This is a genomic window from Streptomyces sp. NBC_01267, assembly GCF_036241575.1.
Classification (GTDB): Bacteria; Actinomycetota; Actinomycetes; order Streptomycetales; family Streptomycetaceae; genus Streptomyces.
On sequence record NZ_CP108455.1, the window covers coordinates 496564 to 508750 of the forward strand.

The following is a 12187-nucleotide window of genomic DNA, read 5'->3' on the forward strand; positions in this document are numbered from 1 at the left end:
TCTCCTGGAGTCCTACGCCGGATGCGTCGGCGTGGCGCGGGCCGCGTGCCGCGCGGCGATGTGGCCGAACACCATGGCCGGGCCGATCGTCGCGCCCGCCCCCGCGTACTCACGGCCCATGACGGAGGCGGAGGTGTTCCCGGTGGCGTACAGACCGGGGATCGCGCTGTGGTCGGCGCGCAGCACCCGGCTGTGCTCGTCACAGACGAGACCGCCCTTGGTGCCGAGGTCGCCGACCTCGATACGGACGGCGTAGAAGGGGCCCCGGTCGATCTCGTCGAGATTGGGGTTCTTCAGGGTGGGGTCGCCGTAGTAGCGGTCGTACGCGCTGTCCCCCCGGCCGAAGTCCTCGTCCCGGCCCGCGCGGGCGAAGCCGTTGAACCGCTGGACGGTACGGGTCAGGGCGTCGGCCGGTACGCCGATGCGCTCCGCCAGCCCGGCCAGGGTGTCGGCCCGGTGGACGACTCCGCTGTCGTAGAAACCCTGCGGGAAGGGGACGCCCGGCAGGACCTGGGCGAAGGGGTAGCGGGATCGGGCCTTGGCGTCCATGACGAACCAGGCGGGGACGTGGCCGCCGTCGAGCTGATCGTGCACGAAGTTGACATAGGGCGCCGACTCGTTGGTGAACCGCTCCCCCGCCCCGGACACGATGACGGACGGCGGTATGCAGCGCTCCGAGACCAGCGGGATCACCACGCCGGACGGGTGCTTGACCGACGGCATCCACCACGCGTCGTCCATCAGGTCGACGGCCGCTCCGGCCTGCTGGCCCGCGATGATGCCGTCCCCGACGTTCTCCTGGGCGCCGGCGCTGACGTCCTCCCGGCCGCCCGCGGGCAGGTGGCGTTCACGCAGGCCCGTGTGGTGGTCGAACCCGCCGGTGGCGAGCAGGACACCCCGGCGGGCGCGGATCCGTACGGTCCGGCCCTGGTGTTCCACGACCGCCCCGGTGACCGTACCGTCGGCATCGGTCACCAGGGAGCGCATCGGGGACCGCAGCCACAGCGGGATGTCGTGGTCCTTCAGCGCCATGCGCAGCCGGGCCACCAGGGCGCGCCCTCCGGTGGCCATGTGCCGTCGGCGGACCACGTTGGAGGAGACCCGCCAGGCCGCGACCAGGGAGGCACGGCGGCCCTTCCAGGTCCGCTTGACCATGGCGAGGTCGTGGTAGTCCTTCGACGTCACCCAGAGGCCGAGCGGCCCCTTGAGGCTGTTGGGCCGCTGGTACTCCTCGTCCGCGCCGAGCCTGCGGGTGTCGAAGGGCAGCGCCTCGATGGTGCGGCCCAGCGGACGTCCGCCGCTCTTCTCCGGGTGGTAGTCGGAGTAGCCCTTGACCCAGAAGAAGCGCAGGTGCGGGCTGCGGTCGAGCAGGTCCATCAGCGGGGCGCCCTGGTCGACATAGGCGTCGAGCCGCGCCTGCGGCACCTCGCCCTCGGTGAGGGCGCCGAGGTAGCGCAGGATGGATTCGCGGTCGTCGACGACTCCCTTGCGGCGCAGGGTCGGGTTGTTGGGGATCCAGATACCGCCGCCGGAGATGGCGGTGGAGCCGCCGAACGTACGGCCCTTCTCGACGATCAGGGTGTCCAGGCCGGCGTCGGCCGCGCTCAGCGCGGCGGCCATGCCACCGCCTCCGCTGCCGACGATCAGGAAGTCGACCTGCTGGTCCCAGCCGTCGGATCCGGCGGCCGGGTTCGTGGCGCGCGTGGCGTCCGCGGTCATCGTGCGCTCCCTTCGCGCGTGAGGAACGCGAGCACCGCGCTCTCGAACGCGGCTTTCTGTTCGATCATCACCCAGTGGCCGCAGTCCGGGAAGACGTGCAGTTCGCCACGCGGCAGGGTGCGCATCGGCAGCAGCGCCATGTCGACGGGGCTGACCCGGTCGTCGCGCCCCCAGGTCAGCAGGGTGGGTGCCTGCACCTTGTGCAACTGGGCCCAGTACGGGGCGGTGTCCGAGGCCGCGGCTGCGGCAGCCTGTCCGGCGAACGCGGCCCTGCCGTACATCTGCCGGGCGCTCGCCAGCGTGGCCGGGTCGGTGGCCTGCGTCCAGCGTTCCTCGATAAGTTCCTCGGTGACCAGCGCCGGGTCGTGCACCATCGAGAGGAGCCACCGCACCAGGGCCTCCCGGGTGGGGTTCTCGGTGAAGTCCATGAGCAGCCTGATGCCTTCGCCCGGCCCCGGGCTGAAGATGTTCTTGCCGACGCCGCCGATGGTGACGAGCTTCTCGACCCGCTCGGGGTGGGCGATCGCGAACCGGGTGGCGACGATCCCGCCCATCGAGTTGCCGATGACGTGTACGCGGTCCAGCCCGAGCCCGTCCAGGAAGCGTTCCACGCTCTGCTGCGCGGTCACCATGGGAGGCCCGTCGGCGGGGTCGCTGACCCCGAAGCCGGGGAATTCCAGGATCAGGCAGCGGAAGTGCTCCGCGAAGAAGCCGAGGTTGCCACGGTAGTTGCGCCAGCCGGTCACCCCGGGCCCCGACCCGTGCAACAGCAGCAGTGGCGGGCCCTCCCCGGCCTCGTGGTAGCGCAGGACGCCGCCGTCGGTGGCCAGTTCGCGCAGGGTGGCCCGGTAACTCGTATCAGTGGTCATCGTCCGCCTCGGTCGGGGTGGTTCGGGTGGAGTGAGGTTCGGGTGCGGTGAGGTTCGAGCGGGCTGAGGTGGGGTTCGGGTGCGGTGGGTGCCCGTCGCCAGGACCGTAGGCCGCCGGGCCCGGCGCCGTGGGTCACGTCCCGATCAGCGGGATCCAGGGCACCGGCCCCGGCGCCGTTCCACTGAGCGGGATCCCTCCCTGCTCTCCCGGGGCCCGGTCCTACGGTCGTCGCCGATGTCACCGGTGTCCGGCCGGTGGCCCGCTCACGATCGGAGGTGTCCCGTATGCCGGCCGAGGCGCTCTCCCGCACGGCTCCCGCGGACGTCCGTACGCCGAGCCCCGCCGAACTGCGCACGGCCATGGGCCGGTTCGCCAGCGGCGTCACGGTGGTCACGGGCCACGACGAGGAAGGACCGGCCGGTTTCGCCTGCCAGTCCTTCGCGTCGGTTTCCCTTGAGCCGCCGCTCGTTCTCTTCTGCGCGGACCACCGCGGCCGGGCCTGGCCGCGGATCCGCGCCACGGGCCGGTTCTGTGTGAATGTGCTGGCCGCACACCAGACCGAGGTGTGCGCACGCTTCGGCTCCAGCCGGGGCAGGAAGTTCGACGGCCTGGACTGGCGGTTGTCGCGCTGGGGGGCGCCCGCCCTGCCCGGCGTGCTGTTGCGGGTGCACGCGTCGGTCGACTCGGTCCGGGCGGCCGGTGACCACGACGTGGTGCTCGGCCGGGTGCTGGAACTGGACACGCCGGGCGAGGAACCGCCGATGATCTTCTACCGCGGAGGGTTCGACCTCGGCCGGGACACCGCGCCGCAGGGCGCGGGGACCGGCCCGGCGCTGCCGCCGGTCTGGGGGCCGGGCGACCGCTGGGGCTGAGAGCCCGGCGGGTGGCCCGCGACCGGGCGGCCACCCGACAGCCGCTGGGCCCGGGGCGGCCGGCCCCGCGGCTCCACCGTCCCGGGCCGGTGTACGGTGCGGCGCCGCCGTGCTCGGACGCGCCGGTCCGGACCGGTCGGCGCCACCGGGAACGGTGTCAGATCCATTCCCCGTCCCGGCCCGCGCTGATCAGCCGGTCCATGACCTCCGGCGACCAGGTGCGCTCCGGGATCTGCGGCCCGCGGCTGCTGCGGCGTACGGTCTCCCGCTCCGGGAACAGACTGCGTGAGACCTCTCGGGCGGCGTTGACCACGAGGGGGGCCACCCGTTCCAGCCGGGCGGTCCGCTCGTCACCGCTGAGGGAGATGGCCGCGACGGGCCCCTCCGGTCCGCGCAGCGGCGCCGCGGCACACGACACGCCGGGGATCGCCTCTCCCCGGTCGAAGGCGAGACCGTGCCGCCGCCTGATCCGGTCGAGCTCCTGCCGGAGCGCCGGAAGGCCGGTGATGGTGCGTTCGGTACTCCGGGGCAGCGCCTCGGGCAGGAGGGTGTCCACCTGCTCGGGTTCGAGCCAGGCGAGCATGGCCTTGCCCACCCCCGTGGCGTGGGCGGGCGCGTGTCCGCCGACCCGCGAGGGCAGGCCGCTGGCGAACCGGCCGCCGATCTTGTCGAGGTACACGATCTCGGCACCTTCGAGTACGGCGAGATGCACCACCATGCCGGTGCGCAGGTGGAGTTCGTGGAGCAGGGGGGCGGCGGCCTCACGGATCTCGCCCCGGCTGCCGTCCTGGCCGCCGAGTCCGAGGGCACGCGGGCCGAGCCGGTAGCCGTACGAGGTGTGTTCCAGCCACTGGCAGCCGACGAGCTGGTCCAGGATGCGGTGCGCGGTCGACCGTGGCAGCCGGGTGCGGTACGCGACCTCTTCGAGAGTCAGCCGCGAGGAACGGTTTTCGAACGCGTCGATGATCAGGGTCATCCGCCCGATCATCGACGGAGGGAGTTCACAGGGTCGAGGTGTTGCCCACACGGGGTGGGGTGAATCGACGAGGGGCATCGAAGCCTCCGAGTCCTTCGCCAGGGCGACGGAAGTTCACAGAACTGAAATGAATTCTTGAAAAACGTAGCAGGACACTTCCGTCCGGGGAAGACACCGGACGCTCCGGCTCGTGGATCACCCCCGCTCACGGGCCGTGCGGGCACCCCGGCAGGACCAGGGCCGGGGTGCCCGCACGGTGGGCCGGTCACTGCGCGCCGTATACCGGCTGGGGCAGTTCGGCGGCGGCCAGCAGGACCAGGGCGGCCTCGCCCGCCTCGGCCGGGGTCCAGCGCGCCCCCTTGTCGGCGCTCGGGCCCGGCCGCCAGCCCTCCATGACGGTGATCCGCCCGGCTTCCGCCTCGAAGACGCGGCCGGTGACGCCCGCGGCGGCCTCCGACGCCAGCCAGACCACGAGCGGCGAGACGTTCTCCGGCGCCATCGCGTCGAAGCCGCCCTCACCGGACGCGGTCATGGCCTCGGCGAAGACCTCTTCGGTCATCCGGGTCCGGGCGGCGGGCGCGATGGCGTTGACCTGGACCCCGTACCGCCCCAGTTCGGCGGCGGCCACCAGGGTCAGCCCCAGGATCCCGGCCTTGGCGGCCGAGTAGTTGCCCTGCCCCACGCTCCCCAGCAGTCCCGCGCCGGAGCTGGTGTTGATCACCCGCGCCTGCGGCGCGCGCCCCGCCTTGGCCTCCGCACGCCAGTGCGCCCCGGCGTACTTGAGCGCCAGGAAGTGACCCTTGAGGTGGACGCGCATCACCGCGTCCCAGGCGTCCTCGTCGAGGTTGACGAGCATCTTGTCGCGCAGGAACCCGGCGTTGTTGACCAGGATGTCGAGCCGGCCGAAGGTCTCCACGGCGGTGGCGACCAGGGAGGCCGCGCCGACCGCGGTGGCGATGTCGCCGCCGTGGGCGACCGCCTCACCGCCCGCCGCGACGATCTCGTCGACCACGTCCTGCGCCGGTCCCGCCGAGCCGCCTGCCCCGTCGAGTCCGACACCCAGGTCGTTGACGACGACCCGCGCGCCCTCCGCCGCCAGGGCGTGCGCATGGGCGCGGCCCAGGCCGCGGCCCGCGCCGGTGACGACGGCGACGCGTCCGGCGCAGAGCCCGGAGCCGTTTCCCGTGGCGTTTCCTGTGCCGCTTCCGGTGGTGCTCGAAGTCATCTCACTTCTCCTTCTCGGCAGTTGCGGGAGCCGGGACGCCGGGCGCCCCCTCCCGCGGTACGCGAAGCACTGCTACCTTCTCACCTAACAAATGTTTGGTGGAAAGGTAGCTGATCTGCTCATGGGTGTCTCCACCTCAAGCCCGCACGACGGCGTCAGTGTGGTCACCGTCGACTTCCCTCCCGTCAACGCCCTGCCCGTACAGGGCTGGTTCGCCCTGGCCCAAGCGGTGCGCGCCGCAGGGGCCGATCCCACCGTCCGCTGCGTGGTGCTGACCGCCGCCGGACGTGGCTTCAACGCCGGCGTCGACATCAAGGAGATGCAGCGCTCCGAAGGCCACGGAGCGCTGGTCGGCGCCAACCACGGCTGCGCCGAGGCCTTCGCCGCCGTATACGAGTGCGAGGTGCCCGTCGTCGCCGCGGTGGGCGGGTACTGCCTGGGCGGCGGTATCGGCCTCGTCGGCAACGCCGACGCGATCGTGGCGAGCGACGACGCCACCTTCGGCCTCCCCGAGCTGGACCGCGGCGCGCTCGGCGCCGCCACGCACCTCGCCCGGCTGGTCCCCCAGCACCTGATGCGCACCTTGTACTACACCTCCCGTACCGCCACGGCGCAGGAACTCCACCGGCACGGCTCCGTGTGGCAGGTCGTTCCCCGCGACGGGCTGCTGGACGCGGCGGTGGCTCTGGCCGTCGAGATCGCCGCCAAGGACGGCACGCTGATCCGCCTCGCCAAGGCCGCGATCAACGGCATCGACCCGGTCGACGTCCGCCGCAGTTACCGCTTCGAACAGGGCTTCACCTTCGAGGCGAACCTCGTGGGGATCGCCGACCAGGTCCGTAACACCTTCGGAAACAAGGAGGAGAAGTCGTGAGCAGCGACACCCCTGAGAGGACCGGCAAGGTCATGTCCGCGGAGGACGTCGTCGGACGGCTGCGCAGCGGTATGACGCTGGGCATCGGCGGCTGGGGTTCCCGGCGCAAACCCATGGCGCTCGTCCGCGCCCTGCTGCGGTCGGACGTCACCGATCTGACCGTCATCTCCTACGGCGGCCCCGACGTGGGCCTGCTGGCCGCCGCCGGAAAGATCCGCAAGCTGGTCGCCGCCTTCGCCACGCTCGACTCCATCCCGCTGGAGCCGCACTTCCGGGCGGCCCGCCAGCGCGGTGACTTCGAGCTGACGGAACTGGACGAGGCGATGTTCATGTGGGGGCTGACCGCCGCCGCCCACCGACTGCCGTTCATGCCGATCCGGGCCGGTCTCGGATCGGACGTGATGACGGTCAACCCGGAGCTGCGGGCGGTCACTTCACCGTACGCGGACGGTGAGGAGCTGGTGGCCGTACCGGCGCTGCGGATGGACGCGGCCCTCGTCCACGTCAACCGCGCGGACGCCCGCGGCAACGGCCAGTACCTGGGCCCCGACCCGTACTTCGACGACCTCTTCTGCGAAGCGGCCACCGACGCCTACGTCTCCTGCGAACGGATCGTGCCGAGCTCGGAGTTCGCCGCCGCCGGCCCTCCGCAGACCCTGCTCGTGGGGCGCCACTCGGTCACCGGGGTCGTCGAGACCCCGAACGGCGCGCACTTCACCTCGTGCATCCCCGACTACGGGCGCGACGAGGCGTTCCAGACGGCGTACGCCAAGGCAGCCGCGGACCCGGACGCCTGGCGCGAGTTCACCGACCGCTTCCTGTCCGGGGACGAGGACACCTACCAGGCCGCGGTCGCGGCCTTCGCCAAGGAGGGCGCATGAGTACGCAGGAGACCGCTCAGGGCGCGGAGACCGGCGTCACCCGCGCCGAGTACTGCGTCATCGCCTGCGCCGAGGCGTGGCGGGGTGACGGCGAGGTGCTGGCCAGCCCGATGGGCACCGTGCCGTCGGTCGGCGCCCGGCTCGCCAAGCTGACCTTCTCGCCCGATCTGCTGCTCACCGACGGCGAGGCCCTGGTGATCGGTGATGTACCGGCGATCGGCGCGCAGCCGGAGACCGTCGAGGGATGGCTGCCCTACCGCAGGCATCTGGCCATGGTCGCCGGCGGCAAGCGGCACGTCATGATGGGCGCCAGCCAGCTGGACCGGCACGGCAACCAGAACATCAGCTGCATCGGCGACTGGAAGCAGCCGGCCCGCCAGCTGCTGGGCGTGCGCGGCGCGCCGGTCAACACCATCAACAACCCGACGAGTTACTGGATCCCCCGGCATTCTCCCCGGGTGTTCGTCGAGAAGGTCGACATGGTCAGCGGCGTCGGGCACGACCGCGCCGCCGCGGCCGGTCCGTCCGCGACCCGGTTCCACCAGCTCCGCCGGGTCGTCACGGACCTGGCGGTGCTGGACTTCGAGACCCCCGGACGGACCCTGCGCGTCAGGTCCCTGCACCCGGGGGTGAGCGCCGCGCAGGTGCGGGAGGCCACCGGCTTCGAGCTCCCGGTCCCGGACGACGTCCCCCGTACCCGCGAGCCGAGCGCGGAGGAGCTCCGGCTGATCCGTACGGTCATCGACCCGCGGGGCCTGCGCAACCGCGAGGTGCGGACGTGAGCGGGAGCGGATTCACGCTGTCCACCCGGCTCACCGAGCTGGTCGGCGTCCGCCATCCGATCGTCCAGACGGGCATGGGGTGGGTGGCGGGCCCCCGGCTGGTGTCGGCGACGGCCGATGCGGGGGCGCTGGGCATCCTCGCCTCCGCGACCATGACCCTGGAGCAGCTGCGCTCCGCGGTACGCGAGGTGAAGTCCCGGACCGACCGTCCTTTCGGCGTCAACCTCCGGGCGGACGCGGGCGATGCGGCGGAGCGGGTGGGCGTCATCATCGACGAGGGTGTGCGGGTCGCGTCCTTCGCGCTGGCGCCGTCCGAGGCGCTGATCGGGCGGCTGAAGGACGCGGGTGTCGTCGTGATCCCGTCGATCGGCGCGCGCCGCCATGCGGAGAAGGTCGCGGCGTGGGGCGCCGACGCGGTCATCGTGCAGGGCGGCGAGGGCGGCGGGCACACCGGCGAGGTGGCCACCACCGTGCTGCTGCCGCAGGTCGTCGACGCGGTCGGGATTCCGGTGATCGCCGCGGGCGGCTTCCGGGACGGGCGGGGTCTCGTCGCTGCGCTGGCGCACGGGGCGGCGGGGGTCGCCATGGGCACCCGCTTCCTGCTCACCTCGGACAGCACGGTGCCGGACGCCGTGAAGGCGGAGTACCTCGCGGCGGGCGTCAAGGACATCACCGTCACCACCAAGGTCGACGGCCTTCCGCACCGGATGCTGCGGACACCCCTGGTCGCGGCGCTGGAGCGCTCGGGCCGCCCGGCCGCGCTGGTGCGGGCGCTGCGGCACGCCGCCGGCTTCAAGGCGCACTCCGGGCTGAGCTGGGCCGGAATGGTCCGTGACGGCCTCGCCATGAAGCACGGCAAGGATCTGACGTGGAGTCAGGTACTGCTGGCGGCCAACACCCCGATGATGCTGAAGGCCTCGATGGTGGACGGCCGCCCGGATCTGGGGGTGATGGCCTCGGGCCAGGTCGCCGGCCTGATCGACGACCTGCCCTCCTGCGCCGAACTCGTCGACCGGATCATGGCCGAGGCCCAGGACACGCTGAGCTCCCTCGCCGCGCTGGGCGCGCCCTCGGCGTCCCGGGCAGGCTGAGCCCCCTCCGGGCGAACCGCCCGCGCCCTTCCCGGTACCGTCGAGTGCCGGGAAGGGCGCGGGCGTTGGTGTGCATCAGGTCCTGTCCGGCGGCCTGCGCCGTCAGAGGCGTTCGATGATGGTGACGTTGGCCTGACCGCCGCCCTCGCACATCGTCTGCAGCCCGTACCGGCCGCCGGTGCGCTCCAGTTCGTGCAGCAGGGTCGTCATCAGTTTGGTGCCGGTCGCGCCCAGCGGGTGGCCGAGCGCGATGGCGCCGCCGTTGACATTGACCTTCTCCGGGTCGGCGCCGGTCTCCTTCAGCCAGGCCAGCGCCACGGAGGCGAAGGCCTCGTTGATCTCGACCAGATCGATGTCGGCGATCGTCAGACCGGTCTTCTTCAGCGCGTGGGCGGTGGCCGCTATGGGCGCGGAGAGCATCCGGATCGGGTCCTCGGCGCGTACGGAGAGATGGTGGATGCGCGCCCGCGGCGTCAGCCCGTGGTCGCGGACGGCCTGTTCGGAGGCGATCAGCATGGCCGAGGCGCCGTCCGAGACCTGCGAGGAGACAGCCGCGGTCAGCCTGCCGCCGTCCACGACGGGCTTGAGCCCGGCCATCTTCTCCAGTGAGGTGTCCCGGCGCGGGCCCTCGTCCACGGTGACGTCCCCGTACGCGACGGTCTCCCGGGCGAAGCGGCCCTCGTCGATGGCGCGCGCGGCGCGCTGGTGCGAGCGGAGCGCGAACTCCTCCATGTCCCGGCGGGAGATGTTCCACTGCTCGGCGATCATCTCGGCGCCGTGGAACTGGTTGACCGGCTGGTCGCCGTAGCGCGCCCGCCACCCGACGGACCCGGCGTACGGGCCTTCGGTGAGCCCGAGCGGCTCGGCCGCCTGCCGGCTGGCGAAGGCGATCGGGATCATCGACATGTTCTGCGTGCCGCCCGCGACGACCAGGTCCTGGGTGCCGGAGAGCACGCCCTGGGCGGCGAAGTGGACGGCCTGCTGGGAGGAGCCGCACTGCCGGTCGACGGTCACACCCGGCACCTCTTCGGGCAGGCCGGCGGCCAGCCAGCAGGTCCGCGCGATGTCACCCGCCTGCGGGCCCACCGTGTCGAGGCAGCCGAACACGACGTCCTCCACGGCGGACGGGTCGATGCCGGTGCGCTCCACGAGCGCACCGAGCACATGCGCGCCGAGGTCGGCCGGGTGAACGGCGCTGAGCCCGCCCTTGCGCCGGCCGACCGGGGTACGTGCCGCTTCGACGATGTAGGCCTCAGCCATGACTGCTCCTCCATGCGGAACCTGGTAGGGGTAGGGCCTCCCGTCCGGGCCGGGCTCGCGGGGTCCGGCCCGGACGGAAGACGCTATGTGTCCTGCGGGGGCCCGGAGGCGATGCCGTCCAGCACCATCGCCAGGTACTGGCGGGCGATCTCCTCGGGGCTGTGCTGTCCGCCCGGCCGGTACCAGCTCGCGGCGACCCAGACGGTGTCGCGGACGAAGCGGTAGGTGAGGCGGATGTCGAGATCTGAGCGGAAGGCCCCGTCGGCCACGCCGCGTTCGAGCGTGCCGAGCCATGCCTTCTCGAACTTCTCCTGCGAGTCGGCGAGATAGCCGAAACGGGGCTGGATCGAAAGGTACTTGGACTCCTTCTGGTAGATGGCGACGGCGGCGCGGTGCCTGTCGATCTCCCGGAAGGACTCGGTGACCAGGTCTTCGATGGTCTGCCTGGGGCTCTGCCCGGCGGCGAGGACTGCGTCGTAACGGGCCCACAGCTCGTCCAGGAAGGTGCTCAGGATCTCGTCGAGCATCGACTCCTTGGAGTCGAAGTGGTAGTAGAGGCTGCCGGCCAGGATCCCGGCCTCGTCCGCGATCTTCCGCACCGTGGTGGCGTTGTAGCCCTGCGCGGCGAACACCTCGGCGGCGGTGGACAGCAGCTCCCGGCGCCGCGCGGGCGACGGGCTCATCGTGGTCTTCTTCTTGGCTGTAGGCACACGTCCATTGTCGTTCCCCGCTCAGGCGTGCTGGCTGCTGACCGACACGGTCTCGCCGGTCATGTACGACGAGTAGCCGCTGGCCAGGAAGACGATGACGTTGGCGATCTCCCACGGCTCGGCGTACCGGCCGAAGGCCTCGGCCTCGGTCAGCCGCTCCAGCAGTTCGGGCGTGGTGACCTTCACCAGGTGCGGATGCATGGCGAGGCTCGGCGAGACGGCGTTGACGCGTACGCCGTACTCCGCGGCCTCGACGGCGGCGCACCGCGTCAGCGCCATCACGCCGGCCTTGGCCGCCGCGTAGTGGGCCTGCCCGCGCTGGGCGCGCCAGCCCACCACCGAGGCGTTGTTGACGATGACGCCGCCTGCGCCGGACCGCTTCATCCGGCGCAGCGCGGCGCGGGTGCAGCGGAAGGTGCCGTTCAGGGTGACGTCGATGACCTTGTCCCACTGGGCGTCGGTCATCTCGACCAGGTCCGCGGTGCCGCCGAGACCCGCGTTGTTGACGACGAGGTCGAGCCGCCCGTGTCGTTCCTCCGCGAGGTCGAGGAGGGCGGCGACCTGTTCCTCGTCGGTGACGTCGCAGGGCACCCCGGCGACCCGGTCCGCACCGAACTCCTCGGCCAGCGCCTGCACCGTCTCCGCCAGCCGGCGTGCGTGGCTGTCGCCGAGGACGACGCGGGCCTCCTCCTCCAGGAATCTGCGCGCGGTCGCGCCGCCGATCCCGGCGCCCGCGGCGGCGGTGATCACGGCGGTACGGCCGGCGAGCAGCTGGTGCCCGGGGAGGTACTTCGGGGGCTGGTTCACGGCTGCCCACCTGGGACAGGTCCTGCTGATGCGGTCCGCGGCCGGGCGGGGTTCCCGGTGCCGTATTCCTCGACGCTGCTCATGGCCGTAGGTTAACCTACCAAACACTTGTTAGGGAAG

General features: G+C 72.1%; 12 protein-coding genes. 5 read left to right on the forward strand and 7 right to left on the reverse strand.

The genetic code is table 11. From position 1 onward, the window contains the following. Positions 1-12: 12 nt before the first annotated feature. Both OG709_RS02425 and OG709_RS02430 read right to left on the reverse strand, forming a co-directional pair. The gene (locus tag OG709_RS02425) at positions 13-1719 is read right to left on the reverse strand and encodes an FAD-binding protein (RefSeq protein ID WP_250300128.1); all 1707 of its coding nucleotides are present in this window, start codon (positions 1717-1719) and stop codon (positions 13-15) included. Next, the gene (locus OG709_RS02430) at positions 1716-2588 is read right to left on the reverse strand and encodes an alpha/beta fold hydrolase (RefSeq protein WP_329164601.1); all 873 of its coding nucleotides are present in this window, start codon (positions 2586-2588) and stop codon (positions 1716-1718) included. The genes OG709_RS02425 and OG709_RS02430 overlap by 4 nt, the downstream gene beginning before the upstream one ends. Before the next feature lie 285 nt (positions 2589-2873). Here OG709_RS02430 and OG709_RS02435 point away from each other — a divergent pair, with 285 nt between their 5' ends. Then, on the forward strand, positions 2874-3461 hold the full coding sequence (locus tag OG709_RS02435; protein WP_326695396.1) for a flavin reductase family protein: 588 nt from the start codon (positions 2874-2876) through the stop codon (positions 3459-3461). A 157-nt stretch (positions 3462-3618) separates the two neighbouring features. Here OG709_RS02435 and OG709_RS02440 read toward each other — a convergent pair whose 3' ends face one another. Both OG709_RS02440 and OG709_RS02445 read right to left on the reverse strand, forming a co-directional pair. Next, on the reverse strand, positions 3619-4437 hold the full coding sequence (locus tag OG709_RS02440) for an IclR family transcriptional regulator (RefSeq protein ID WP_250300136.1): 819 nt from the start codon (positions 4435-4437) through the stop codon (positions 3619-3621). Between the two features lie 265 nt (positions 4438-4702). After that, complete coding sequence (locus tag OG709_RS02445; protein WP_329164604.1) at positions 4703-5662, reverse strand: SDR family oxidoreductase; 960 nt, start codon at positions 5660-5662, stop codon at positions 4703-4705. A 121-nt stretch (positions 5663-5783) separates the two neighbouring features. Between OG709_RS02445 and OG709_RS02450 the strand changes: the two genes are divergently transcribed. The 4 genes from OG709_RS02450 to OG709_RS02465 are packed head-to-tail and all read left to right on the forward strand — an operon-like array spanning position 5784 to position 9290. Next, on the forward strand, positions 5784-6536 hold the full coding sequence (locus OG709_RS02450) for an enoyl-CoA hydratase family protein (RefSeq protein ID WP_250300139.1): 753 nt from the start codon (positions 5784-5786) through the stop codon (positions 6534-6536). 32 nt (positions 6537-6568) lie between these two features. Further along, on the forward strand, positions 6569-7417 hold the full coding sequence (locus OG709_RS02455) for a CoA transferase subunit A (RefSeq protein WP_266645152.1): 849 nt from the start codon (positions 6569-6571) through the stop codon (positions 7415-7417). Further along, positions 7414-8199 carry a CoA-transferase subunit beta gene (locus tag OG709_RS02460; protein ID WP_250300141.1) on the forward strand — a complete coding sequence of 262 codons (786 nt, stop codon included), beginning with the start codon at positions 7414-7416 and terminating at the stop codon, positions 8197-8199. Before OG709_RS02455 ends, OG709_RS02460 begins: the two co-directional genes overlap by 4 nt. 17 nt (positions 8200-8216) lie before the next feature. Next, positions 8217-9290, forward strand: a complete 1074-nt coding sequence (locus tag OG709_RS02465) for an NAD(P)H-dependent flavin oxidoreductase (protein WP_250300423.1) — start codon at positions 8217-8219, stop codon at positions 9288-9290. Positions 9291-9392: 102 nt separating this feature from the next. Here OG709_RS02465 and OG709_RS02470 read toward each other — a convergent pair whose 3' ends face one another. The 3 genes from OG709_RS02470 to OG709_RS02480 all read right to left on the reverse strand — a co-directional run bounded on the left by OG709_RS02470 (position 9393) and on the right by OG709_RS02480 (position 12067). After that, a complete protein-coding gene (locus OG709_RS02470) occupies positions 9393-10550 on the reverse strand; it encodes an acetyl-CoA C-acetyltransferase (RefSeq protein ID WP_329164607.1) in 1158 nt (385 codons plus the stop codon). 83 nt (positions 10551-10633) lie between these two features. Beyond that, positions 10634-11233, reverse strand: coding sequence for a TetR/AcrR family transcriptional regulator (locus tag OG709_RS02475; protein ID WP_250300424.1), 600 nt, complete (start codon positions 11231-11233; stop codon positions 10634-10636). A gap of 48 nt (positions 11234-11281) precedes the next feature. Next, positions 11282-12067 carry an SDR family oxidoreductase gene (locus OG709_RS02480; protein ID WP_329164609.1) on the reverse strand — a complete coding sequence of 262 codons (786 nt, stop codon included), beginning with the start codon at positions 12065-12067 and terminating at the stop codon, positions 11282-11284. Positions 12068-12187 lie beyond the last annotated feature (120 nt).